Annotated in this window: 16 protein-coding genes; 8 read left to right on the forward strand and 8 right to left on the reverse strand. The window is 48.6% G+C overall.

All coding sequences use genetic code 11. The annotated features are described in order from the left end of the window. Positions 1 to 25: 25 nt before the first annotated feature. Both H70357_RS08045 and H70357_RS08050 read right to left on the reverse strand, forming a co-directional pair. Entirely contained in the window at positions 26 to 3,112 is a 3,087-nt protein-coding gene (locus H70357_RS08045; protein WP_038587689.1) for a hybrid sensor histidine kinase/response regulator, read from the reverse strand. A 52-nt stretch (positions 3,113 to 3,164) separates the two neighbouring features. Next, positions 3,165 to 4,517 (reverse strand): outer membrane protein assembly factor BamB family protein, encoded by a 1,353-nt coding sequence (locus H70357_RS08050; RefSeq protein WP_038587692.1) that lies wholly within the window; start codon positions 4,515 to 4,517, stop codon positions 3,165 to 3,167. 319 nt (positions 4,518 to 4,836) lie between these two features. On the opposite strand from H70357_RS08050, the gene H70357_RS08055 reads away from it, so the two are divergent. Continuing rightward, entirely contained in the window at positions 4,837 to 5,235 is a 399-nt protein-coding gene (locus H70357_RS08055; protein ID WP_038587694.1) for a hypothetical protein, read from the forward strand. A gap of 76 nt (positions 5,236 to 5,311) precedes the next feature. Here the strand turns inward: H70357_RS08055 and gtfA are convergent, their stop codons facing one another. The 5 genes from gtfA to H70357_RS08080 form a co-directional block, all read right to left on the reverse strand. Further along, positions 5,312 to 6,757 (reverse strand): sucrose phosphorylase, encoded by a 1,446-nt coding sequence (gene gtfA, locus H70357_RS08060; protein WP_038587697.1) that lies wholly within the window; start codon positions 6,755 to 6,757, stop codon positions 5,312 to 5,314. 33 nt (positions 6,758 to 6,790) lie between these two features. After that, complete coding sequence (locus H70357_RS08065; protein WP_038587700.1) at positions 6,791 to 8,992, reverse strand: alpha-galactosidase; 2,202 nt, start codon at positions 8,990 to 8,992, stop codon at positions 6,791 to 6,793. Positions 8,993 to 9,027: 35 nt separating this feature from the next. Next, complete coding sequence (locus H70357_RS08070) at positions 9,028 to 9,849, reverse strand: carbohydrate ABC transporter permease (protein ID WP_038587703.1); 822 nt, start codon at positions 9,847 to 9,849, stop codon at positions 9,028 to 9,030. Next, positions 9,849 to 10,688 carry a carbohydrate ABC transporter permease gene (locus H70357_RS08075; RefSeq protein ID WP_052092475.1) on the reverse strand — a complete coding sequence of 280 codons (840 nt, stop codon included), beginning with the start codon at positions 10,686 to 10,688 and terminating at the stop codon, positions 9,849 to 9,851. The genes H70357_RS08070 and H70357_RS08075 overlap by 1 nt, the downstream gene beginning before the upstream one ends. Before the next feature lie 97 nt (positions 10,689 to 10,785). Beyond that, a complete protein-coding gene (locus H70357_RS08080) occupies positions 10,786 to 12,054 on the reverse strand; it encodes an ABC transporter substrate-binding protein (RefSeq protein ID WP_038587708.1) in 1,269 nt (422 codons plus the stop codon). Between the two features lie 162 nt (positions 12,055 to 12,216). On the opposite strand from H70357_RS08080, the gene H70357_RS08085 reads away from it, so the two are divergent. From H70357_RS08085 to H70357_RS08095, 3 genes are all read left to right on the forward strand, one after another. Further along, positions 12,217 to 13,947, forward strand: a complete 1,731-nt coding sequence (locus tag H70357_RS08085) for a cache domain-containing sensor histidine kinase (RefSeq protein ID WP_038587712.1) — start codon at positions 12,217 to 12,219, stop codon at positions 13,945 to 13,947. Beyond that, positions 13,944 to 15,422 (forward strand): response regulator, encoded by a 1,479-nt coding sequence (locus H70357_RS08090; protein WP_038587715.1) that lies wholly within the window; start codon positions 13,944 to 13,946, stop codon positions 15,420 to 15,422. Before H70357_RS08085 ends, H70357_RS08090 begins: the two co-directional genes overlap by 4 nt. 125 nt (positions 15,423 to 15,547) lie before the next feature. Then, on the forward strand, positions 15,548 to 16,039 hold the full coding sequence (locus tag H70357_RS08095; protein ID WP_038587718.1) for a pyridoxamine 5'-phosphate oxidase family protein: 492 nt from the start codon (positions 15,548 to 15,550) through the stop codon (positions 16,037 to 16,039). A gap of 86 nt (positions 16,040 to 16,125) precedes the next feature. Here H70357_RS08095 and H70357_RS08100 read toward each other — a convergent pair whose 3' ends face one another. Continuing rightward, the gene (locus tag H70357_RS08100) at positions 16,126 to 18,447 is read right to left on the reverse strand and encodes a helix-turn-helix domain-containing protein (protein WP_038587721.1); all 2,322 of its coding nucleotides are present in this window, start codon (positions 18,445 to 18,447) and stop codon (positions 16,126 to 16,128) included. A gap of 307 nt (positions 18,448 to 18,754) precedes the next feature. Here H70357_RS08100 and H70357_RS08105 point away from each other — a divergent pair, with 307 nt between their 5' ends. The 4 genes from H70357_RS08105 to H70357_RS08120 all read left to right on the forward strand — a co-directional run bounded on the left by H70357_RS08105 (position 18,755) and on the right by H70357_RS08120 (position 26,866). After that, positions 18,755 to 20,368 (forward strand): extracellular solute-binding protein, encoded by a 1,614-nt coding sequence (locus H70357_RS08105; protein ID WP_038587724.1) that lies wholly within the window; start codon positions 18,755 to 18,757, stop codon positions 20,366 to 20,368. 83 nt (positions 20,369 to 20,451) lie between these two features. Continuing rightward, positions 20,452 to 21,351 carry an ABC transporter permease gene (locus tag H70357_RS08110; RefSeq protein WP_038587726.1) on the forward strand — a complete coding sequence of 300 codons (900 nt, stop codon included), beginning with the start codon at positions 20,452 to 20,454 and terminating at the stop codon, positions 21,349 to 21,351. Positions 21,352 to 21,370: 19 nt separating this feature from the next. Next, positions 21,371 to 22,240 (forward strand): carbohydrate ABC transporter permease, encoded by an 870-nt coding sequence (locus H70357_RS08115; protein ID WP_038587729.1) that lies wholly within the window; start codon positions 21,371 to 21,373, stop codon positions 22,238 to 22,240. Between the two features lie 63 nt (positions 22,241 to 22,303). After that, on the forward strand, positions 22,304 to 26,866 hold the full coding sequence (locus H70357_RS08120; protein ID WP_052091908.1) for an Ig-like domain-containing protein: 4,563 nt from the start codon (positions 22,304 to 22,306) through the stop codon (positions 26,864 to 26,866). Positions 26,867 to 26,874 lie beyond the last annotated feature (8 nt).

Here is a 26,874-nt window from a genome sequence, read left to right on the forward strand (position 1 = left end):
TACAAAATAAGTTGTTTCAGTTAACTTAAAGTTTTTTCGCCACACTGAATGAGACCACAGTCCCTGATTCGACTACGCTCTGAACTCTCAGCGTACTCCCACAAAATCGTTTTAACCGCCGGTCGGTATTTAACAGACCAATACCCGTTCGGCTGTTTGTCTTTATATCTAGAATATGTTTGAGGGTTTCTTCATCAATCCCCATACCATTATCGGAAACGGAAATCTCGACAGCCTGGCCAATATCGGCTACTCTAATTCGTACTTCCCCGCCCTCAGGCCTCTTTAATATGCCATGGGTAACGGCATTATCTACAAGCGGTTGAATAGTCAAAGGAGGAATTTCGACTTGTATGTTATCGTCGATCTCCCATACCACCTGAAGCCTGTCCTGGAATCGCTTTTGCTGGATATACAGATAGGAACGAATAAGACTAAGCTCCCGATCAAGTGTTACAAGGCGGTCAGAGTTTTGAAAATCTATGCCAAGCCTAAAATAGTTGGTGAGTTCATCGATTAAATCATCCATTTTTCCCCGATCGATCTTACTGAGAGCAGATACAGCATTAAACGTATTAATCAGGAAATGAGGTTTGATTTGAGCCTGCAGCAATGCAGCTTCCATACGCAATCCTTCATTTACCGATTTTTTGAGATTTGTCAGCGATCTTACTCTGGACTTCAGTTCGGTTGCATTCACTGGTTTGGTTACATAGTCATTTGCCCCGGACCGGAATCCCGCTTCAATATCCTTTTCTCGATTACTGGCTGTTAAGAGAAGGACAGGAAGCTCTGCAATAGAAAAACGTTCGCGAATTCGTGCAGTCAGTTCGTAGCCGGACATTATCGGCATGGTTACATCGGAAATGATTAGGTCCCATACGCCTGTTTCCAGCAGGGCTAGTGCTTCTACGCCGTTGATTGCTGAAAACAGATCATAATGCTCATTCGCAAAAATTGACTTTAGCACATTTAGATTAACAGGATCATCATCAACAATCATCAATTGTATCTTGTCAGTAGGTAAAGTGAGATTTAGCTCTGTGTAAGGAGAGCTCGTGTCGAGAGAAGCTCTAACATCATGGCTTACAGCAGTATTATCTGGAGCTTCAGGTACCAGTGCAGGTAGCTTCCCATCAGCTCCATCTGTATCAAGCTTTAATGTGAAAGTGAAAATAGAGCCGATATTGCTCTCCGATCGTACCTCTATCGTTCCACCATGCATTTCAACAAGCTGTTTGCATATGTTAAGCCCCAGGCCAACTCCCCCCCTGAATGAAGCCGAGTCTAAAGGTGCCTGAACGTACGCCTCGAACACTCTACTTATTGTTTCCGAATCCATCCCCATCCCCGTATCTGCAACCGAAATGCTCGCCCATTCGCCTTTAATTTCGGCATACACTGAAATCTCGCCTGCTTCGGAGTACTTTATAGCGTTATGTAAAAGATTGAACAGAATTTGATTCAATCTGTACTCATCAGCAAATACTGGCGGGAAATCTGCCGGTATACAGTTGACCAACTGAATAGGCTTGCCCTCTATCATAAAGCGAAGCATATCGAGAACACTTGAAGCAACGCCATGTACGGAAATAGCCTCAAAGTTTAAATGAATCTGATTTTCCTTAAGTCTGGCGATATCCAGCAGATCGTTCAGCATATAAGACATACGCCGGCCAACCTTGACCAGCAAATGAAGGTCGTTAGCACTGTTTATCCCCAGCTTGTTCTGTTCTCTGTCGAATACCGACTCTGAGAGGTTAATCATACCGTGCAGTGGATTACGTAGTTCATGGGCCACAGTAAACAGAAACTCGTCCTTTTGTTTGTCCGCTTTTTGCAGTATACCTGCCAGCTCCTGAGCGTCCCGTGACACCCCGATAAAGCGCTTGAACCAAAAGGCTGCAATACAAATCATCGCAATAATAAGGTCGAAAGGATATGAGGGCACCTCAATCCGGGCCTTTTCGTAAATAACAAGCCAAATCATACTGCTGACAGCAGCAAGAGCCGCTAGGAACAGAAAAATATTATCCGAAACCTGCTTGACCGTCGATCTGTACATCACATAAGGAGTAAGCAGGCAAGGAATGAACATTAGAGCGAAATATAGGGTTTCATGACCTTTCACAATATGTAAAGGCAGAAGGCACACCGCCAGAATTGCAACGCAGCACAGGAGCTTGTAGACTCGAACCGCCCGGTTGGGCACCCAAGAAGGAAGCTTGTCCTTAATCAATTGCTGCAAAAAAAACGCACCTGACAGCATAACGATATAGACAATTTTTTGTCCCCAGATATAGGTGAAGGGAAGCCACTTATACAATAACCTTGCATCGGTTAGTAACGTAGCGAAAATAATACAAACTATCATCATTGAGAAAGAAATCAGTTGCTTGTTCCGGACTCCTAAAACATATAACAAAAATCCGTAGAGGGCATGAAGGGCATAAGCCACACAGGCAATCCAGAGCACATTTTCTTTTATTTTTATGTTTTTTCTAAGTGCGTTTTCCAGTCCGAATTCAACGGAATGAACAATCCCGCCACTACGAATTCCGTCAAAATTAGAGACTTGTATGATAAGCTCAATTTCGCTCTGATCTTTTATTGTAAAATACATTGTATACGGTTTTTCTAGTGGTGTGTAGTTGTCTTTGGTCATTCCCGGCTGTCCTGAGTGACCTAGCAGCTGTCGGTTTATGTATACTTCTGACGAACTTTTTATCCGCGTGATGTGGACGCCGTAAGACTCTCCCTTGTCTGGGTCCAGAAGAATCCTCAAGCGGTAAGTACCGGAACCATACTTGCCCTTGCCATATAAATCATCCTTTAAATTCCAAGTAGCCGGAACTTGGATCCATTGGCTTGGTGGTTGAAGTTCAGACAATGAACTGCCATTCCTGAATGGGAGCACACCGGGATAGAATTCCCATTCGCCATTCAGCGGCAGAGAGTGTTCGGTCAGAGAATCCCATCCCCGCAGATCCAGTACCCCTTGTTCCGCAACTGGATAGTCTGCAGCCAGATTATATTGCAGCCATTCCAGACGTAAACCGGTTAAGACGACCATAAATATTGTGGATATTATCCATATTTTAGTTTTCTTCATAATGAACCTCTCATTCGACATGACAATATGCCTGAACCTTCTTGTTCTCCGGCTATTTCAGTGAGGCGGGCAGTTTAATCCCATGGAGCTTGCCGCCGGATTGAATCAGCAGCATGCCGCCGGTCTTCAGCAGGGGGCCAAATTCGCGTGATCCGGTACGGACAGTGAATACGGGTTTCGAGCTTATGAGGTCATAGGCATGCAGCAGTCCGTCGGACTGTCCGACATAAACCCCCTTGCCGAATATAGCGGCTTGCACCGTAGCGTTCTCTCCCTCATCAAAGTGTATATATTGTCCGGTATTCAGTTTCATGGCAATCAGGCCATGGCTGTTGTAATCGGTGAAATAGACCCGGTCCTGATGCACCAGGCCCAGAGGGGAGCGCTGATCATATCTCTCCTGGGCCCATTTCTTCACCGGCTCTGCCCCGGGTACATAGTTATTGAAATCGTATAGAGCGAGGCGCTGCCCTTGGTAAATGTACAGATCGTTTCCGTTAAGAAATGCGGAGCCATAAGAGCCGCCCCCGCGATATATTCCGTCCGTTACGGCATTGTCCGTCCAACTGTAGGTCCGCTCTCCTTTGAGTGCTCCGGTTCGGAGATTGAAGGCGGCGATTTTGATTTTGCGGTTCACCGGGTCATCATCCAGCATGAATAACTCGCGCTCCGAATAAAGAATGCCATCCTTTATGGCCAGCGTACCCTTCTGCCTGGAAGCCTCCCACAGCTTGGTGCCGGTCAATTTATCGTATACGGCGATCAGAGGCATGGTGAGTGCGCCGGATACGGCATAATTTCTAGTGACAACACCCTCAGCCTCCAGCGGTTTTGAGCCAGAGTAGTAATTATTTGGATCTTCGGCAATCTGCCATTTGATTTTACCGGTTGCGGCATCTACGGCCGCCATTTTTTGCCCTTGAGTCACATACACCGTTCCTCCGGTTACCGTAAGGCTGTCAGCAGCCGAGTAGCCGAGTGTGGCGGACCAAACTTTGCCTCCATTTTCTTCTTTCACCTTATAAAGCGTCCCCGCTTGGGTCATTCCGTAAATGGCGCCATTGTTGTACACCATTCGCTGAGCCAACTGGCTGCCATATTCCCAGAGCTTGGTGCCGGTTGCTGCCTTCAATGCGGCCAGCTTGCCGTTTGGTTGCAGCATAAATACCTTGCCGTTCTCTGCGATGGCTGTCACCGGGTCAGGGTTATCTGCCACTTTGGGCTTTGCGATCGACAGGGACCAAGCAGGTTGTACCGCCGGTGCCTCTATTTGCTGGTAATAGATGTTGCTTGTGCTTACTGCCGCCTTTTCTGCCTGAGCTGTTCCATCACCCGCTCCGAGTGGCAGCATCAGTGCAGCACAGATGGCACAGCTGAGTTTCTTGAAATATTGTTCCTTTCTCATTGTGAATCCTCCATCCTCAATTATATTGTAACCGGTGCATATTCTGGAACTTCTATATATATAGACTTATTATTTGTTAAAAAGTTACATTGGAATAGAGGGGGAATTGAATTTGAATTCTGCAGGGAGCAGAGATCCAATTGAAACAATGGTCCGAGAAAAAAGCTTATTTTTCAAATATTAAAATATTCATATATATATACAGGAACTTTAAATACATATATACTTGAGTCAGCTAAAATGAAGCTCTTGAGATCATTTTTAAAAAAGGAATAGAATCTTGTCTTCATATAATTATTAAGATAGGAGGCAAGTTTGTTTGAGTACTGTAAGCATCCTTGTACAGACATATTTGGGGATTGAAAAACGCTATGAAGAACTTGTTAACCAATATTCGGGATTAACTTTTCTTGAAGGTTCAACTGCAGTTGTTGAAGGAGGAGCTTATTCTTGGAGTCCCCTAAGTGCAGATGCAGCATCCATCCGAGAGCGCCTATATGCTGATTACATAGACTTAATTGAAATGGCACGAGAGACCCTGCAAAGTAAGGATAGTCCTTATGTTATAACGTATGAAGAGAGCGTAAAAGTAACACTAGCTTATTTCACTCAAGAAGATTTAGTGTTTGTCTCATCGCTGGAAGAAGTTTTTAAGATTGTAAAAAGAGAAATAGACCTTCAACGTTCTATCATCTGCTCCATGATGTATGATAGTTGATTTTATTTTATCAGATATAAAAATAAACCAGCGCGCACGGATTGCATCCGTGCGCGCTGGTTGTTTATATTCTACCCTACACAAATACCTCAGCCCACTCTGCTGCCTGTTCTCTAGCCAGAATGGTAAACTGCTTGGTCAGTAGATTCGCTGTAAGCTTTGCCTCACTAGCTTGATGTTTCCACGTGATTTCCAGCTCATGACTGCTTTTCTCTTGAATTGCAATATCGCCACTGAAGGCAGGGCAGCTGTTTCTGAATTTCAGCAACTGGAACAACTTTTGCACAACGGGGCGTTTGGTCTCAACCTCAATTTCCTCTTTGGTATAATAGTGCCGGTTAATATTGCGTCCTTCCTTCGTGCTCTCCAGCAGTTCAATATCATTCTCTCCCGCCAGCAAGCCTACATAATAGATTTGCGGGATACCCGGTGCAAAGCACTGAAGAGCCCTCGCCAGTAGATAGGCCTGATCGTCGTTTCCGAGTGCAGAATAATAAGTGCAATTAATCTGATAAATATCGAGATTGTTGTATGCTTCCGTACTGTAAATTTTCTTAACATTGGCACCTTGACTGTAGAGATGTTCACGGGTCATTTCCGCTTCCTCATCTGATAATAAGTCCTTCACATCAACGACTCCGATGCCGTCATGAGTATCCAGGGTGGTGAATTGTTTGCGCGGACAAATCTGCAGCCAGTGGGCCAGACGATGGGCCTTCCCGCTGAACAGCGCATGCAGTACGAGCATCGGGAGCGCAAAATCGTAGACATAATAACCCTGCTCGGCAATCTTCAGCTGAATGCTGTAATGTTCGTGAATTTCAGGCAGCACGGTGATACCGGTAGGATTTACAATATCTTCGGAATACTTGAGCATTTCCCAGATCTCCGGCTCTACAAAAAAGCAGTTCGTTCCAATCTTTTTGTTAGCATAAGCAAAAGCATCCAGGCGGATAATCGAAGCTCCCTTTCCGGCGAGAAAAGTCAGATTGTCCCGGACAAACTTCTTCGTGGTTTCTGTTGTCACATCCAGGTCAATTTGCTGCTCATCAAAGGTGCACCAGACTTTCTCCGTAGTGCCGTCTTTAAATGTGACTTCAACGTACGGAGCACGGGGCTTGCGTTTATAGATCAGATCGACATCCGCATCTGTGGGTTCGCCGCCGGGCCAGAAGTCCTTATAGCGGATGAACAGATCAGCATATTCCGAATCCTCTTTTTTATCCAGGAAATCCCGGAAATAAGGCGACTGTCTGGAAATGTGATTGATCATAAAGTCGTACATCATATAGAATTTCCCGCTCATCTCTTCAACCTCAGACCATGATCCAAAGGATTCATCCACTTGGGTATAATCCATGGGTGCAAATCCGCGGTCGCCGGACGAAGGATAGAAGGGCAATAAATGGACCCCGCCGACCACTCCTTTTAAATGTTTGTCCAATATTTCATTCAATTCTTGTAAATTGCGTCCCAAGCTATCGGCATAGGTGATCAACATGGCTTCATTTTTGATTTGCATAATAAAATGTTCCTCTCTGCCCTGTAGGTTTTGTTAGTGGGTGATGTTCGTTTCTCGTGTTAATTTCCACATGATGCTTTCATAATCGCCTTTCCATAGTGCGGGAACAGCAAGCCCGCTGTTCATCAGTTCGTCCGCGCCATAGACTCCGCCTTTGTCGCAGGAGTAATTGCTGCTCTCATCCAGACCTTGCAGTCGAACCGAGCTCACCCGGCTGTTTGCCTCCGCTCCGGTTCTAAAATAAAAGACTAGCGCTTCACTCTGGTCGGCGGAAACAAACATCCATGCGGTTTCATTACCTTCAAACGGGCTGAGCAGCCGGTAAAAACCGCCAAATTGGATTAACATCCGGTTTGTTTTATAAAGCTCAATCTGCCTCCGAATCTCAGCCTTTTCTTCTTCGCTTAACGCGGTTACGTCAAGCTCGTATCCGAAGTTCCCGCTCATGGCGACATGCCCGCGGATGTCCAGTGAAGTGCTGCGGTGGACTTGATGATTCGGAACAGCGGAGACATGGGCACCCATGGAGATGATCGGATAGACAAGGCTTGTTCCATATTGAATCTTCAAGCGGGATACGGCATCCGTGTTATCGCTTGTCCAGGTCTGTGGCATATAATACAGCATGCCTGGATCAAAACGCCCGCCTCCGCCTGAACAGCTTTCGAATAGGACATGCGGGAACGTTGTCGTCAGTTCCTCCATTACTCTATACAAGCCAAGGATATAGCGGTGAGCGGTTTCGCGTTGTCTCACCGGCGGAAGGGTCGCCGAGCCGATCTCTGTCATATGTCTATTCATGTCCCATTTGACATAGGTAATCGGGGCGGACGACAGGATGTCTGAAACCATGGAGATGATTTCGTCGCATACTTCCGTCCGCGAGAAGTCAAGAACCAGCTGGTTGCGTCCCTCGGAACGGTTGCGGCCGGGAACATGCAGACACCAATCAGGATGCTTGCGGTACAGCTCACTTTCCTGTGAGACCATCTCCGGCTCGAACCATAAGCCGAATTGCATCTCCTTGTCCACGATTCGCCCGGCCAGCCTGTTTAATCCGCCCTCCAGCTTGTTCTCATTAACAAACCAGTCTCCGAGGGAAGATTTATCATCATCGCGTTTGCCAAACCAGCCGTCATCCAAGACAAACAGCTCCATGCCAAGTGAGCTGCCGGCTTCTGCGATCCGTTCGATACTGTCTGCATTAAAGTCAAAGTAGGTTCCTTCCCAGTTATTAATCAGAATGGGGCGGACCTGGTCGCGGTATTCCCCGCGGCATAAACGTTCTCTGAACAATCCGTGAAACGTCCGGGACATTTCTCCCAATCCATTCGCGGAGTAGACAAGGATTGCTTCAGGACATTGAAATGCCCCGCCAGGCTCAAGACTCCAGCTGAAGTCAAAATCATTAATCCCCATAGAGACCCTCGTGGTCGAGAACTGATCCACTTCCGCTGAGGCTGTAAAGCTTCCGCTGTACACCAGGCTGAATGCAAAGATCTCACCGCATTCTTCTGTAGCTCCTTTTCGTGCCAAGGCAAGAAAGGGATTGTGCTGGTGGCTGCTGGCACCCCTGCGGCTCTCAATAGACTGGATTCCCTTATGCAGCGGTTGTCGTTCAATATGCCGTTCTCTGGCCCAGGCGCCGGGAAGATGTACCATATCAAAATTGTCATCGCGGAAATCGACATTGGCGCTGAAAGCCCGCAGGACCTGCAAGGGCTCGGCTCCTTTATTCAGCAGCCGGACGGAGCGGGCAATTACATTTCGTCTTTCGTAAACGGTATAAGACAACGTAACGGAGAGACCGAGGAGGGAATCCAGCAGATGGATTTGCAGGGTCTGTGCTTCGTGTTCGTCTTCCACGTAAGTAACGGGAAGTCCGTCTATGGACGGTTTTCCCTGTACGATCTGATGGGAGATCACCCGCAGATCGGAGATAGTTGTTCCATCTGCTCGCTGGATTTGGTAGGCCGGATTGCGGAAATCAGTGCCTCCATAAGCCGGATATTCCTGCGGAAGTGTGTCTAGAGAGAAAGTGCGGTCATCCGGGTTGGGGTTAGGGGAGAATCCCCGGTCCAAATATTGCAGCGCATTGCTGCCATCATATCGGCGGAGACGTTTGCCCCAATAGAGATGGGCCAGGTAACCCCCATCAATAATTCGCAGGATGTAGCTGGTCTCACCCGCTGTTAAATGGAACGTACGGGATTCGGCATCAAATTGTATACTCATCTGGGCTCACTCCTTTAACGGTTAATTAACGAGGTTCAGCTTTTTACAGCCCCGGCGGATAAGCCGGCAATGAAAAAACGCTGGAGGAAAAGATACAACAGCGTAAGCGGCAGCATGGACATCAGAGATCCGGCGGCTACCCAGCTCAGATTGCTGGTAAACTGGGAGAAGAATGCGGATAAGGCCACTGTCAGTGTATGCATGCTGGACGATTGCAGGAAGAAAAGAGAGAATTGATAGTCATTCCAGATCGAAACCCCTGACAAAATAATCGCCGTCACCGTTACGGGCTGCAGCAGCGGCAAAATGATTTTGAAGAATAGTCCTACTCTGGAGGTTCCGTCAATCATCCCGGCTTCATCCAGTTCTTTGGGGATGGTGCCGATAAAACCGGTGTACAAGAAAATGGTCATCGGAAGATTGAAGGTTACATTGAGCAGGATCACACCCCAATACGTATTCAGACCATTCAAGTCCACGATGAACTGGTATAGCGGCACTAACACGGTCAAGGGGGGGACGATCAGCGCGGAAATGAACAGAATATAAACGAATTTATTCAAGCGTGTCTGAAAACGGGACAACGGATAGGAGGCAAGCGAACCGACAACCAGAATAAGGAGAACGGCAAAAAACGTGATGATTATATTATTAATAAAGGCACGGTCTAGATTGGCATATTGCCAAGCATTCTTGAAATTGTCCAGATTGAAATAACCCGGAAGAACCCACTTCGAACTTAAATCACTTTCCTTTTTGAACGCGGTGCTGACTAATAGGTACAGCGGAACAATATGAACTACGCCAATCAGCGCCATCAACGCGATTTGCCACTTGTTTATTTTGGGGGTTGCCATTATGCATTCTCCTTTCTCCGCAGCAGAATCAATGCAGCTATGCCGATAATGCTAGTAATAAAGAACATTAAGTTACCCATAGATGCTGCGTATCCAGCGTCCTGTCTGGCAAAATACATTTGGTACATCATCGTCGACAGAGACTGTGAGGCGTAGCCGGGGCCTCCGTTGGTTAGAGCGATGATTACGTCAAACAGCTTCAGTCCGCCAATGATATTAATGACCACATTGATAGTGATTGACGGGGCTAGCAGAGGGAAGGTGACATTCTTGAAACGCTGCCAAGCGGATGCGCCGTCCAATGAAGCTGCTTCATAATAATCGGCAGAAATGGACTGCAGGCCTGCCAAATAAATAATCATGGCCGTACCGACAAATTGAAAGGTGTTGACCAGCGTAATCAGCCAGACATTCAGCTGCGGATTGGCCAGGAAATTAACCGGATCTCCGCCAAACAGCTTAACCAGATCGTTCAAGGCGCCGCCGTTCATCTGGAAGATGAAATACCAAATGTAACCCATGATCAAAGGGCTGATAATGACCGGCAAATAGATGATTGTTCTAACGATTCCTCTGCCTTTAATGCTCTGGTTCAGCAAAAGCGCGTACAGCAAGCCAAACAAGTTTTGCAGAATTGTGCTGCCCAAACCGTAGGTTAATGTATTTTTGACAACCGTTCCTATATTCGGATCTGTAAATAAGCGTTTATAGTTGGCTAAGCCAACCCAGGCGGAATTTTGCGAATAGCCGTCCCAGTTTGTAAAAGAGATCCGTATGCCGTTCATAAACGGGTAAAAAATAAATGCAGCAAACAAAATCAATGCCGGCAAATACATCATATTGATTCCGAGTAATGATTTCTTCACACAATTCCCTCCCAATATGAGGAACAGAGAGCCCTCTCTTCAGTGAGGACTCTCTGTTCCTGCTCTATATCTATTTCTGCTGAGCTTTTAGCCGTTCTACTTCTGACTTCATATTCTCGCTGTATTTCTTAGCGGTAATATTTCCGGCCAACAATTCCTGGGCGTTCGTAATCATTACATCCCACATGCCGTTAGGAAGGTATATCCGGTCAAAATAAGGCAGTACTTTAGTATCCTTATATTGATCATAGTACTCACTGAAAGCGCCACCGCCGGATACATCCTTGAGGGCGGCTGGAGAAAGGGTTGCATCGGATACTTTCTTGACATTATCCGGCTGCGCCATATAATTCAGGAAATCTTTCGTTTGTTCAGGATAATTGGTGTCCTTCCATACCCCGAGTGCAAGCCGCTCGCCTCCGGCAAAGGTAGGCTCGTCGCCTGCAACAATAGCCGGCAGCGGAGCGATTCCCATTTTCACATCAGGATTGATCTTTTGGATATCTGCATAGGACGAAGGAGTATGGAACGCAAATGCCAGCTTGTCTTCAGCGAAAAGACGGGCTTCGTCCGCATATTTTGCCGTCAGCAAGTCGTTGTTCGTATAGCCCTTATCATATATTTCCTTGAATTTCTCAGGCAGATAGGTCCATTTATTCCAGTCGAAGGTGCCATCAAGAAGTGCCTGGGCTTCATTCTGCGGCGGAGTAATCAGAAGCGGATTTGCCATCATATCAAAGAACTGGCCGATGGTCCAAGGATCAAGCCCGGAGAAGAACATCGGAATGACTTCACCTTTGCTTTCTGTTTTGATTTTTTCGGCGGAAGCCAGAAGCTCATCCAGGGTAGCAGGCGGCGTCACACCGTATTTTTCAAGTACTTTAACATTATAGAAAAGGCCGTCTTTCGCTTCGTTGAGCGGCAGTGCGTAGACTTTACCGCTTTTATCAGTAAGCGTCGGTTTGATCGTGTCCGACATTTTTGCTGCCCAAGGTTCGTTTTTCAGATCCATGGTGTAATCACCGTAACGGAGCTTGGCCCAGCCATGGGTATCGAAAATATCCGGTAATTCGTTGGAGGCCATTTTCATTTTCATAATACTTTCATAGTTGGAGCCTGGGAACTGAACCTCGATTTGTGTCCCCGGATGTTCCGTTTGATAATTCGCTACAATTTCCTGGATGACATCCCGTACACCCTGTTCACCTACGGTCAGCATCATGGTCAGCTTGACGTTCTCTGCAGCACCTTCCACATTCTTGTTTTCGTTATTGCTGCAGGCAGCAAGTCCGAGACAGAGACTGGCAGCCAGTACAGAACTTAGATATTTCTTTTTCATTTTGTCATCCCCCAATTATTAATTAACGCGCTTACATACAAAAGAATAGCATTTATAAAAGCGCTATCAAATGACACCATTCTACGATTTATGCGCTCATTTCTCGAATTGACTTCTGGGTGTACTTTCCTTATTCTTGTTGTAGTAAAGGAGGGGCTTCCAATGAAACTGCATACGCTGCGATCCAAATTAACCCTTTCTTACGCATTGATCATAGCCATACCCGTGGCGATTATTATGGTTTGCATGCCGGCTTATTATCAGTATCTTTTGGAACGGGAGACCGAAGCGCTGACGCGGAACACGCTTACCTCCATGACCGAACATATTGTGACCTATCTGGAACAGTTAGAGCAAATCACTTATCTTCCCTATTTTAGCCCGGAATTAATGCAAGCATTGATTACTAAGAATACTTCTGATTATTCTTCCAACACCGAATTCGTCAAATACCCGGTGGAGCTGTCCTTAAATACCTTCCTGCCGGCATTTCTGTTGACCTACGGCAACAATTTATCAGCCGCCTTGCTGCTGACTCAAAATGGTGACGTATACAGTCAGACCAACGGTCTGTCGGATGTCGTTGAAGATTATCCGTTTTTTGATCAGCCGTGGTATCTTCAAACGGTACAGGCGGATGGCAAAGCAACCTTTATTAGCACCCACCATCAGGATTATTTTACAGCCCCGCTGACCAAACGTGTATTTTCCGTAGCCCGCGTTATTAAAGATCCTGAATCCCTTCGTCCGCTGGCTGTCATTATGGCTGATGCGGAGACAAGCTTGCTGGACGAGATTGTGATCAAGGATTTTGGCGTGCGGTCCATTAGTGCGATCCTCAATGAAAAGGGAGAGGTCTTTTATTCCACGGCCCCTTTGTCAGAGCACATTCTCAAAGAGATCTCCAGTGCAGGGGTATCTCAGGTTAAAGATTCCGGAGAATCTTATGTCGTCATCTCCAAACCGATTCGCCAGGCCAATTGGAAAATGGTTGCCTTGCTTTCGAAATCAGAGCTGAGGGAAAAGGTAGAATGGATGTATATTGTAGGGCTTCTATTCGCCTTTATCGGCCTGCTGCTCACATTGCTGCTGTTGCGTTATGTTTCGCGCTGGATTGTGGGTCCCTTTCTTCAAATGAAACAGGCCATGAAGCAGGTGGAGAGAGGGAATTTCCAGGTCCGGCTGGAGCCCGTCGGCAAAGACGAAATCGCCAGTCTGGGATACTCCTTCAACCATATGATTGACACCATCAACGAGCTGATCCAAAAAGAATACGTCGCCGTCTTGAATGAAAAGGAGATGAGATTCCGGGCGTTGCAAGCCCAGATTGAGCCTCATTTTCTGTTCAATACGTTAAATGGATTTTTCGCGCTGAACAGGATCGGCGAAAAGAAAAAACTGGAGGAGGCCATCCTTTCTCTCAGCTCGCTACTGCGATATACGCTTGTTCAGGAGAATTGGACTACCATAGGGGAAACCTTTACTTTTCTGCGCAAATATTGCGGTTTACAGCAATTACGGTTTGATGAACGTTTGGAGTTCAGCCTGCAGTTTGATCCCCGGATTTCAGAATTTAAAATTCCCAAACTGCTGCTCCAGCCACTGGTCGAGAATGCGATTATTCACGGGATTGAACCTTCAGCCATGCCCTGCCGCCTTGTTGTCGATGCGGGACTTGAACAAGAGGGTGAAGATTGCTTGTACATAAAAATAGAAGATAGCGGAGTCGGGTTCCTGGAACCAGCCGCTGAATTAGAGGATAGCATTGGACTGCGTAATGTGCAGGAGCGTTTGAAATTTGCTTATCCGTCCGCTGCCTTTGATATTCATAGCTCGCCCGGAATGGGGACCACCGTGACCATTCGAATACCGCTTAAGGATGTGGAGAAATGAGAGTGCTTGTTGCAGATGATGAAAAGCTATCCAGAGTCTCATTGATCAGCATGCTGGAGGAATCGGAGCGCGACATTTCAATTGCCGGTGAGGCAACCAACGGGGAGGACCTGCTGAATGCTTTGTCAAAAATGCAGCCCGATGTAGCTTTTGTCGATATCCGAATGCCCAAAATGAACGGACTGGAAGCGATTGAACGCGGCCGCAAGCTTTCTCCCCATACCCAGTGGGTCATTTTGTCGGGTTTTTCCGAGTTTGATTATGCCCGCAAGGCGCTTAGCCTGGGAGCCTTTATGTATTTATTAAAGCCTCTGGGGATGGAGGAGCTGGGAGCGGTCCTGGATTCACTTTTTACTAAGATTGATCAGACCTACCAAAGGCTTGACGACGAATTTGAGCATTACATACTGGCAGCTTTGAATAACGGGCAGTCCCCCGGCCTGGCAGAATTCGTCTCCGAAGCCCGTTATACGAAATATAAGGTATTACTGATTGCGACAGATACGCATGCATTCCCGGGACAAATGGAACAAGCCAAGCGCTGTTTATACAGTGCAATACAGGAAGCTGTCAGCGGATGGTCCTCTTTAACTTGCCGTGTGGCAATATTTACGCTGACTAGCGGGGAAACAGCAGTGGCGATGTGTTGGCAGGAGGGGGAGCCGAAGGACGATCTGCAGATGGAAGTTATGACGGACAGCATATATCACCGAATAAACCGTCTGACAGACCAAAGGATTGCCTATACTCAGGTTGATAGCAGCATATATACAAATATTGGCGGCATGCTGGCAGGTCTGCAGGACATTCGCCGGTTGCTGCCGCTGCGTGCCGTTATAGGAATTAACCACAGATTTTCGCTTGAAGAGCTCCAGAAGCAGCCTCCTGCGGCAGCTCATATGGGACTTGTAATGACCAAGCTGGTCGATGATTACCATCACCATCTCTATATGGATTACTGCAGGGAGTTGGAAGAAATTACGACCCTGTTAAGGACGGAACAACACTCCAAGCAACAAATAAAGCATATGCGGAGTTTTATTCAATATGGAATGAATGATAGTACTGAGCTTGAAACCGTTGAGCTGACAACCCTACTTACCCGCCATGCGGATAAGCTGCTAACTGACAAGAAAAAACTGGAGGGCGAGCCTCCGGATATGATCTCAGAAGTGATCTATTCTATTGAACAACATTATGCCAGCAATATCTCCATTGCCCAGTTGGCGGAGAGGCTGAGAATCACACCTAATTATCTGAGCTCTACCTTCCACAAAAAAACAGGGACCACATTTACGAAATATTTGACTCGTCTGCGGATTCACCGGGCCAAGGAGCTTTTAAGTACGACCAACCTTCCGGTAAAAGATATCGCCCTGCAAGTGGGATATTACAGCACCAGACATTTCGTCAAATTATTTATAGAATCCGAAGGCTGCTATCCGACAGAATACAAGAAGCAGGCTCGTCTATAGGTTAGCATTACACACCATCACGCCGCTGAACTGAAATGAACAGGTAATGTTTTGTGCTTTCTGGGTAATAATTGATATGCATTTGGATAACCTATCCATAACCCGGAAGAAACGAGGCGATAAGCATGTCCAAATTGAACAACAGTCATCAGGAAGCTGTCGAGACGGTTAGAGATTTGATCAAAGGCATTGATACGGCCATGTTAACAACGATTTCGGCCGAAGGACTGGTATCCCGTCCCATGAAGACACAGGAAGTCGAGTTCGACGGAGATTTATGGTTTCTTACCAAGAAGGATACCAGCAAATTCGAGGAAATTCTTCATGACCCGAGGGTTAATGTCATATACGCTGATAAATCCTATGTCTCCATCCGTGGAACGGCCAAGCTTGTGCAGGATGTGGAGAAGAAAAAAGAATTTTGGAATCCCGGCTACGATGCTTTTCTGCAGACCAGCTATGATGACCCCGACGTGATTCTGATAAGGGTCCAAGCCGAAGCGGCTGAATATTGGAAGAGCGGCAACCTGGCCGAGAAAGTGACTTACCTGTTTAAACGGCTAACGAAGCAGGATACGGAGCAATCGAATCTTAATGAGACGATTGATTTGAAGTAGGAGTCCGAGGCGATAATCACACAATGCATAAATGGCCTGATCCGCAAGTAAAGCCGCCGGGAATTTCCCGGCGGCTTTTTGCCGGATTATTCGGCCTTTTCCTTCCCTTGAGCGAGAAGCTTGTCGGCCGCCTGCTGCTGCCGGTATTGTCCGGGAGTCAGCCCCGTCCGGGTCTTAAACATCTTATTGAAATAGCTTACGTTCGCATATCCGATTTCCCGGCAGATCTCCTCAATGGAAAGGTCGAGCTGCTTCAATAGCTCCATAGCCCGCTTCATGCGAAGCTGGATCAAATAATCGTTGACGGTCATCCCTGTGGACTCCTTGAAGATACGGCTTAAGTAGGATGAGCTGCGCTGAACATATTCGGCTACCGTGTCCACAGAAATATTATTATTGAAGTTCGCATCCATATAGTCCGTCGCCAGCTGCAGGGTCACATCCGTCATCTTGGAACGTTTCTCCTTGTGGTAGGTGATGATCCTGCCGCACATGTCCAGCAGGCACTCTTCCATATCGGACAAGGTCTCGGCACGTGCCAGTACATCTGCGTAAGCCGGTCTGTCCCCGAACACTGCGGACATATCGCCCCGGGTCTGGACAAGCGTCTTCATAATTTCCCCGCTCAGCTGGAAGAACAGCTGCTGGATATTGGCCTTCCCTAGCTTCTTGTCAATCACAGTCCGGGTGATCTGCCGAATGGCATTGAAGCATTCCTCTTTATCCGTCTGCAGCAGCGCCTGCAGCAGTTTTGTTTCCAGCTCGTACGGATAATAATAAGCCTCCTCTTCTGATTTCCAGTCGGCGAGAATGTCATAGGACAGAATTTCGCCTTTGCCGATGTACATTTTCAGATTCAGAGCTTCCAAAGTATTCTCGTACGCCAAACGGACCTTTTCTTCTCCTTTGTAAATTGGACTGACGGCGAAGGTCGCGTTCATGCTGTACCGGGTCAGCAGAAGCTGCTTCAGCTTCTTGGCTTGCTCCAGCGGGAATTCGTCGTCGCCCGGAGGAACGGTCAGGAGAATCACCGTCCGCTTCTCATCCTTGGCGAAGATTTCACCATTGATATCGCCTCCCAGCTCTTCCATCAGCCCGTAGCGGAACAAGTGGAATTGGAGGTTGCCATCCGGTCCGTTCAACGGATAAGGCTCCTCCAGCTCAAGAGTCAGCACAGCAAACCGGGTAAAGTCCAGCCGGAGCCCCAGCAGCTCCGCTGCCTGATCTGTACTGCCGCCCTGGATGAGGTCGTTCAAATACTTCTCCTTGATCGCTGTCCGGTTATCGGTAAGAAGGGAATCAGCCTTCCCCTTCTCCGTCATCAGCGTCTCCCAGTTGCGGGCCAGCTGATCGAAGATATGACGGATGAAGCCGGCTTCGTCACCGGCAGGCAGTTGGGAGGCTTCTCCGTCCTTCTGACCGGCTTGGGAGCCGCCAATATAGGAAATTACACTCTGGAGCGGCCGATACAATCTTCTGGACAGGAAAAAGGATAAGGTGAACGCGGCTATCAGATATGCCGCCGCAACCGTGATGACAATGACCTTGATCCGGTCCATTCCTTGCAGAAGAGCGGAACGTTTGGTAATGTCCACGAATCTCCAGCCGGTCAGCTCCGAGGTTGTATAGGAGACGATCCGGTCGGAATCATCAATGTAGAAGCCGCTTGCCCCGGTCAGCCGGCCGGGGTCCAGCTGTTGAAGCAGGGATTCCCCGGCAGCAGCATCGGAATAGAGCAGTTCAGAATCCGGCCCTAAAACAAGGGTGTTGCCTTTTTTATTATGATAATGGCTTAAATAGTCGTCGAATAGCAGCTGAAGCTTCAAATTCATGACGATGGCACCGTCGACTTGACCGATTAAAGGCATTTTTTGAAGCAGACTGGCGGCAGGATGATCCGGCGAAAAGCCGTCTTGCCGTCCGGTAACCCAGATTGTGCGGCTGTCAGAAGGCTGATTCCAGACCTCAATCCAGGAGGTGTCCACGAAGGTGGAGATGGGTGATGCCTTGATCTCGGGACGCGAGGTCAGGATAAGCTCCAAGGGGGCGTAATATAAATAGATGGAATCGATGTAGGGGCTGACCTTCTTCTGTTCTTCCACGAAGCCGGTGAGATCAATGAGGGAGCTGACGCTTAACTTGCTGCCGTTTGTATGATACAGGTAGGACTGGGTCGTAATCATGCCGGTGGCGGCATATTTGATGGCGGTCAGTTCCTTGTGGATGAGCTCCTGCTGCTGTGTCAATATGGATTCGTTGTACGCAATAGCGTTCTGAATGTTATTGTCCGCCGAAATGGAGTAAGTAATGGTGGAAATGAGAATGACGGTGATCACGGCAATGGCAGTGAAGGATAGAAGCAGCTTGACGAACATTGTATTATGTTTGATCGAGCGGTTTCTCAGCAAGGGACTCACTCCACTTCTCTAAGATGATTACGCTTACATATTTAACCAGCGACACAGCGAGGTACAGGGGGATTATATCACAGATGGGTTTTCCGGCAAGGGGAAGACCGAAAAACATATAAAAAAAAGAAAAACATAATCCGATTTCTGGGACAGAAATGGCCAAAAACATAAAAAGAAACGAAAGAGAGGATTGTGTACTTGGGCAGAGCAGGCTATCTTAAATGTTGTAACCGCTACCATAACCCCGGCCGGGAGCTATCGTGAGGATGCGGTCTAATACAGTTTCGATTAGGGGGACATTCTTGTGCAGACTAAACTTAAGAAACTAGGCAATGCCATTATGCCGGTGATCGTTGTGGCAGGCCTGCTTGCAGGGTGCGGCAATGGCGGAGATAACGGGAACAACGCGAACAATGGAAAAAACGCGGCTTCGCCAGAAGCAAGCAAGAGCGCAAACACTGCAAACACTGCAAACACTGAAAAGGCGGCAGCAAAGCCGGTGGAGATTACATGGGGGATTCACTTCCAGGCTCAGGGAGTTGTAGAGGACTCCGCCGTTCAGAAGTGGCTTGAAGAGAAATTCAATGTAAAGATCAAACCGGTGAAAGTGACCGATGCCAGCATCGCATCCGGAGAGATTCCCGACATCTTCATGTTGGGCGATCCCTCCAACGTGTCAGCGTATATGAATCAGGGTGTTCTGATGGACATTGATCCGAACATGCTGAAGGAAAAAATGCCGGAGTATTCCAAAGATATTGAAAAAAACAACGCGCTGTTTCAAACCGTTACTGTAGACAACAAGTTATGGGCCATCCCAATGTTTATTGATCTGAAGCCATATGATCTGGCGATGCTCTGGCGCAAGGATTGGCTGGATAAGGTAGGCATCACAAAGGCTCCGGAGACACTGGATGAGTTCGAGAAGGCAGTCTATGCATTTGCTGAGAAGGATCCGGACGGAAATGGCAAAAAAGATACCTACGGCTTGACGGGTACGGCGACGTCCACCTGGTCATCCGGCTTCTATTCCATCTTCGGTGCGTTCGGCGTGGAACCGACCATGTGGCACGAGAAGAATGGAGAACTGATGAACGGCTCCGTGATGCCGGAAACGAAGGAAGCGCTGGCCAAACTTCGGCAGTGGTATGCCGACGGGGTCATTGACCCTGAGTTTATCACGGATACACAGGATTCCTACCGCAAGAAGCTTTACAATAACCGGATTGGTGTTATTGAGGAGCAGATTGCCAAGGGTGCGCTCCCGACTTCGGGAACCGTGACGGAAATGAAGTCTTTGAATCCTAATTCGGAGCTGGTCTTTGCTAAGAATCCTAAGGGACCTGGTGGTGACGGCTCCTGGGACTGGGGAGTGAAGAGCAACTTTGTCGTCATCAGCAACAAAGTGAAGGATCAACCGGAAAAGCTTGAGAAGCTGTTCGAAATACTGAGAGCAGAAAGCAGTGACGAAGAAACCATCAACATGACCAGCCTCGGGGTGAAGGGCACTCATTGGGACTTCGTTGAGAGCGGAGCCACCTCTGGAGCCACTACGTTCCTGACTGGTTTCGAGAAGCAGGAAGCACGCGATCAGATCGGCGTTAGACTCTTCTCATTCGGTAACATCACGACGCAGGCCTACCGTGAGAAATACTCTAATCCGGATTTGAATGAAGCCATCAAAACCTACTCCTCCGCTCCAAATATGACGGATGCGCTGCTCTTCTCGGCGCTGCCTTCCGATGGCAAATACAAGAATGACCTGACTTCGCTGATGCAAAAATATTTCGCCCAAATCATCAGCGGTGAAATTCCACTCGATGATTTCGATAAGTTCGTTACAGAGTGGAAATCCAGAGGCGGCGATGAGTTGACCAAGGAAGCTAATGAGATGTACCAGGCTCAATTTAAAAAATAAATAAATCCGGTTACGGTGGTTCCGCAAGGGCAAAAAAGGGTTCTTGCGGAAATGAGCCGGTCGGGGTTTCAGGGGAGTGCAGTATGAAAACCATAAGAAAGCATGGAGAACTAATGGCGTTGTTTCTGTTTGCCTTTATCTTCTTCGTCATCTTTAAATATGGTCCGCTCTACGGCGTGATCATTGCCTTCAAGGATTTCCGGGTTGTGGATGGAATATGGGGAAGTCCCTGGGTGGGCTTCCATCACTTTCAGGAATTGTTTCATAGCAGCGACTTTTACCGTCTGCTTAAAAATACGCTCCTTCTGAACATGTACCAGCTGATCTTTGCTTTTCCTGCACCGATCATTCTGGCAATACTCCTGAACGAAGTCCGCTCCCGCGGCTTCCAGAGATTTGTTCAGACGACTATGTATCTGCCCCATTTCGTATCTTGGGTAATCATGTCGGGTCTTCTTATCTATTTTCTATCGCCAACTACCGGAGTTGTAGCTCAAATCGTAGGCTGGTTCGGAATGGAACCTGTCTTTTTCATGGGCAAGAAGGAATACTTCCGGAGCATCATCGTAGGTTCCTCCATCCTGAAGGATCTGGGCTGGGGTTCAATCATTTATTTTGCAGCTTTGTCGGGGATCAACCCCGAAATTCAGGAATCAGCCATTATTGACGGAGCGAACCGCTGGCAGCGGATCATCCGGATCAATATTCCTTCGATCATGCCTACCATTTCGATCATGTTCATCTTGAGTCTCGGCGGGTTCTTAAGCGCAAATTTTGAACAAATCATTAACCTGCTGAATCCGGTCACTTTTGAAACCGGCGATGTCATCGACACTTATGTCTATCGGGTGGGGCTGCAGCAGTTCCAATACAGCTACACGGCGGCTATCGGTCTGTTCAAATCATTTGTGGGGCTGCTGCTCATTCTGGGCGCCAATCTGACCGTGAGGAAAATGAGCCAAGGGGAGAACGGATTATGGTAGAAGCAGGAGGAAGTCAGTCATGAAGGTAAAAAAATGGCAGGATCTTATTGCCCCGGCAATGATCTATTTTGTATTATCACTACTCGCGCTTATCGTCGTTTACCCGTTCATCCATGTTATCGCAGTATCCTTCAGCGGCCGCGGGGAGGCACTCCGCAGCGGCTTCCATTTCATCCCAAGGGACTTCGAATGGAGAGCTTATAAGGAATTGCTGGAGTATCCATTCATCTGGTCGGGCTATGCGAATACTATATTCCGCATGATCGTAGGCACCTTCCTGACGCTGCTGGTCACCGTCTGCGCTGCTTATCCGCTGTCGCGCCCGGATTTTCCGATGAAACGTGTCCTGGTCATGCTCCTGCTGTTCACCATGATCTTCGACGGGGGCATTGTGCCGAATTATCTGCTCATTAAGGAGCTGCATTTGCTGAACTCACGCTGGGTGTATGTGCTGCCTTCGGCAGCTAACGCCTTCCAGGTTCTGGTCATGCTCTCGTTCTTCCGCTCCATTCCGGATGCGCTGATTGAAGCGGCCCGTATCGACGGAGCCAGAGACATTAGGATCTTGTTCCGTATCGTGCTGCCACTCTCCATTCCGTCCCTCGTGACGATCGGGCTGTGGTCGCTGGTTCATCATATCAACGCGTTCATGGACAATCTGCTGTATGTTACCGACCAGTCGAAATTTGTCCTGCAGCAAGTCATAAGGCAAATCCTCATTGAGAATAAGCTGGATCCGTTCACTACGGCAACCAATCTGATGCCTCCTGCACCAGAGAGCCTGAAGATGGCGTCAGTAATCGTATGTTCTTTGCCTGTGCTCATCATTTATCCTTTCTTGCTTAAGTACTTTGAGAAAGGAACAATGATCGGGTCGGTGAAAGGGTAAGCTCCGGGGAACCTCACGGTTCCCTTTCGAATTAAAACCGATAACAAGGAGGCCTGTACTGACATGAAGAGAAAAGCGGTCATTGTCTTTTGGATTATTGCCTTGATAATAGGTTTAACCCCGGGGTTTGTCCCGGGTACGGAGATTCAAGCGGAGGAAGTCCCAAGTCCCGGAGCAGTCTATTTCGTAGCGGAAAATGGAAGCGATTCCAACTCTGGTGTGGAGGCGGCTCCTTTCCGTACCCTGGAGAAGGCCAGGGACACCATCCGCCAGCTGAAGCAGGGCACGGGTCTGCCTGATGGCGGCGTTACGGTTTATTTGAGAGGCGGCACATACAGCCGTACCGCAAGCTTCCTGCTGGAGGAGCAGGATTCGGGGACGGCAGACAAACCGGTCACCTACAAAGCATATCCGGGTGAATCCGTGCGGCTGAACGGCGGCCAGCAATTGGAGAAGTCATGGTTCGCCCCGGTAACAGATCCGGCGGTTCTGAACCGGATCATCAGTCCCGATGCAAGATCTAAGGTTCTGCAGGTCGAGCTGCCGGGGCATGGCATTACCGATTACGGAGTCATGAGCCGTCATGGCTACTACAAAGCCAATGACGTAAGCCAGACTCCCCCCATGGAGCTGTACATTGAAGGCGAAGGGATGACTCTGGCGAGATGGCCCAATAAGGGCACGGTCCAAATGGGCAATATTCTTGATCCGGGACCCACCCGCAAGGATGCCGATCTGCAGACCCGGGGAGGCACGTTCACCTATACCTATGATCGGCCTGAGCTCTGGACCCAGGCGGATGATATATGGCTTGACGGGATTTTCGGCTACAGCTGGGAATGGTCGTACAATAAAATTGCTTCTATTGATACCGAGAACAAGTCGATCACATTAGCTTATGGAGAAATGAGCGGCCTCTTTAAAAACTGGTATCCGGACTTCCATTTCGCCCAGAACCTGCTGGAAGAAATCGACATGCCAGGGGAGTACTACATTGACCGGAGCCAAGGCATCCTGTATTTCATGCCGACAGCCGCCTTCCAGGCAGACAATCCGGAGATCACCGTATCCATGCTGAAGACACCCATGATCAATACGGCCAATACGTCGTATGTAACCTTCGAGGACCTGATTCTGGAGAACGGCAGGGATTCCGGGGCGGTCATCATGGGCGGCAGCCATGTCCGGCTGGTGCACTCTGAGATCCGCAATTTCACCGAAGGAGGCGTACGGATCAATACCCAGAGCCGCTGGTTGTACAATGACTTTGCCAAGGGCTCAGGGGTTAACCATGCCATCGTGAATACGCATATCCATCATGTAGGGGGAACAGGAGTCATTCTGAACGGCGGCGACAGGCTGACGCTTGAGCCGGGCAACAATGTGGTGGAGAACAGCCACATCCATGACTTTGCTTATTATCATAAAGCGTATAACCCTGCCGTAATTCTGACAGGAGCAGGGAACCGCATATCACACAGTGAAATTCATGACGCCCCGCATCCGGGGATCCTGATCTTCGGCAACGACCATGTCGTGGAATACAACAACATCTATGATGTGTGCAAGACGTTCTCGGATCTCGGAGCTATCTACATGAACCTGGGGGCTGCACCACAGGAGCGGGGAACGGTCATCCGGAGGAATTACTTCCATAATATTGGAGAAGGCAAAGCCGGGGTTCAGGGGATCTATCCGGATAACTTCACCATGGGAATCACAATTGAAGAAAATCTCTTCTACAAGATGGGCAATTCAGCCATTCTGAACAACGGGGGCGCTCATGTCCGCACGAAGAACAACATTTTTGTCGATGCCAAGGTTCCGTATGATTATGCGGATCTGTATTTGGGCGACGGTCCGGAGCAGCAAATCTCCAAAAACTATATGCAGCCTTGGCACGCTTTGTTCGAAAAATACAATAACTTCGCCGGCATGCCGCATCTGGTCAAATACCCGGAGCTGGCGGACTTCTTTACAGAGAACCGGTATTATCCGGACACGAACACGTTCCAGAAGAATGTGATCTACAATCCGACAAGAACGATAAGCAGCACGACGAATGCGAATGGTGCTTATGATAAGTTCAATCTGGTCCAATACGCAAACAACTGGGTAACGAAACAGGATCCCGGCTTCGTGAATCTGGCGGGCGGCGATCTGAATCTGAAAACGGATGCAGCGGTATTTGAGCAGATACCGGGCTTCCAGGCGATCCCCTTCAGTGAGATGGGAATCTCAGGTAAGGCAGGCCCTTATCTCGCACCGGATAATATTCCCGTCCAAGGTGTCGTGCTGTATGACGATAGCCTTACCCTCGGCATCGGGAAAACATCTACCCTGTACTCGGCGGTTCTTCCCTGGAACGCCACCAACAATAAACTGCAGTATACCTCCAGTGATCCTTCCGTGGTGACAGTAGATGCCACCGGCAAGCTGAGAGGGGTTAACCTGGGGAACGCAGTTGTTACAGCAGTATCCGCCGACAACCCGCTCTTAAAGGATGAGGTTCAGGTGACGGTCGAAGTCGGTGACGGGATTATAGATGAAACGAATTTCGAGAACGGCCGGAATGGCTGGCCGGCCGATGCCAACCGGAGTATCGTGGAGGCCGACGGCGGCAATCACATGTATAAGCTGCTCAAAGGCGCGACCACGCTGAATGAGAACGACTTCAATAATTACGAGTTGAGCTTCAAGCTGAAGACGCCTCCAGTGATTCCGGAATCGGCCACTTTCTATATATTCGACCGGCTGAATCCGGGCGGCAACGGAGGAAGAATTGGATACCGGAAGTATGCTGACGGAACTTCTTCCTGGATTCTCTACAATGCAGCCTGGGGAACCGTTAAGCAGAACGCACTGTCTGCCCCGGACCTGCTGCCGGATACCGTCTACAACATGAAGATCATCGTCAAGGGTTCGGAAATTAGCGTCTATGCTGACGGCAAGCTTAAGCTGAAGGCCACTGATCCGACCTTTAATCCTTCCGGCAAAGTCGGGTTCTACGCCGGCGGCTTTGACTATCTCTTGTTCGATGACATCAAATTTATGGTCCCGACAAAAAATGTCTCCGGGCTTATGCTCGACAAGAACAGCGTCAATATGGTAATCGATGAACAGACGCCACTGCAGGTCCAGTTCGATCCGTCGGATGCCGAGAATCGTTCCGTCGTCTGGCAGTCTCTTAACCCGGAAATTGCCTCTGTCGATGAGAACGGAACAGTCACCGCACACGCCAAAGGGGAGACTGTTGTCAAGGTAGCCTCCGTTGCCAACCCGGAGGCCACCGCTTCTGCCCGGATTATCGTGTCGGATATTCTTCACTACACAGATTACGATTCGGGAGCGAACGGGTGGCCGGTGGATCCGAACCGCAGCATTGTAACGGTGAACGGAAACAAGATGTACAAAATTCTGAAGGGCGCCTCTGCGCTTCATCCGAAGCTGTTCACGGACTATGATCTGACCTTCAAGCTGAGAACGCCTGCTGTGATGCCGGATCTTGGGACCCTCTATGTGTATGACCGTTCTGTCGCCAGCAATTCAGGCAAGATCGCATACAAGAAATTGGCGGACGGCACTTCACAGTGGATTCTCTACGGTCCAGCCTGGACGGTGCTTCAGACGAAGAATCTTCCAACCCAAGACTTGCAGCCGGATACCGACTATAATCTTCGTATTCTGGTGGATGGCTCCAGCATTCGCGTCTATGTGAACGGAGAACTGAGACTGGAAGGTTCCGATCCCAAACATAATGCTTCGGGAACGGTAGGTTTCTATGTGGGCGGTTTCAGTGAAATGTGGTTCGACGACGTGAAGTTTACGAGGATTGACAAGACCGCACCTGTTAGCACAGCCGTCTTGACTCCGGCGCTGCCTGATGGTGCGGACGGCTGGTATACTCAGCCCGTTACGGTCCAATTGAATACTGCAGATACGGGTACCAGTGTAACGGACACCGTATACAGCATAAATGGCGGAGATACATGGCTGCCTTACCAGGGACCGCTCACCTTTAGCCAAGACGGCCAGTATTCACTGCTTTACCGCTCGGTTGACTACGCCGGAAACAGTGAGGAATCGAAAACCTTGAGCTTCAAGCTGGATAGCAGTGCCCCTGAGTTAACTGTGGCAGAGCCGGCCCCGAAAGCCTATGCGGGGACAGAATCGCTGACCTTGTCTTGGGCGGCCATCGATGCGATGTCCGGGGTGGATTCCGCCAAAACTGTTGCTCGGCTGGATGAGGAAGCCGTAGAGCCGGGAACGCAGGTTCCACTGTACACGCTGGATATCGGCTCTCACACGTTCGCGGTATCCGTCAGCGACAGCGCGGGGAACAGGCAGGAGAGCACAGTGACTTTCTCAACGTATGCCGATGTAAGCTCGCTGAAAGCACTCGTTGGCCTGTTCAAAGAGAAGTCTTGGATAGACAATCACGGGATTGCGAACAGTCTGCTCGTGAAACTTGTACACGGTCAAGTGGAAGCGTTCGTTCATCAGGTTCAAGCCCAAAGCGGCAAGCATATCCAGGCTGAAGCGGCCTCCTATCTGCTGCGGGATGCCAACCATATCCTGCAAGGGATTGGAGCGCAAGATAAACTACAGGATGGGATTCCCGGCTAAAGGGAATT

The organism is Paenibacillus sp. FSL H7-0357 (genome assembly GCF_000758525.1).
Taxonomy (GTDB): Bacteria; Bacillota; Bacilli; order Paenibacillales; family Paenibacillaceae; genus Paenibacillus_AQ.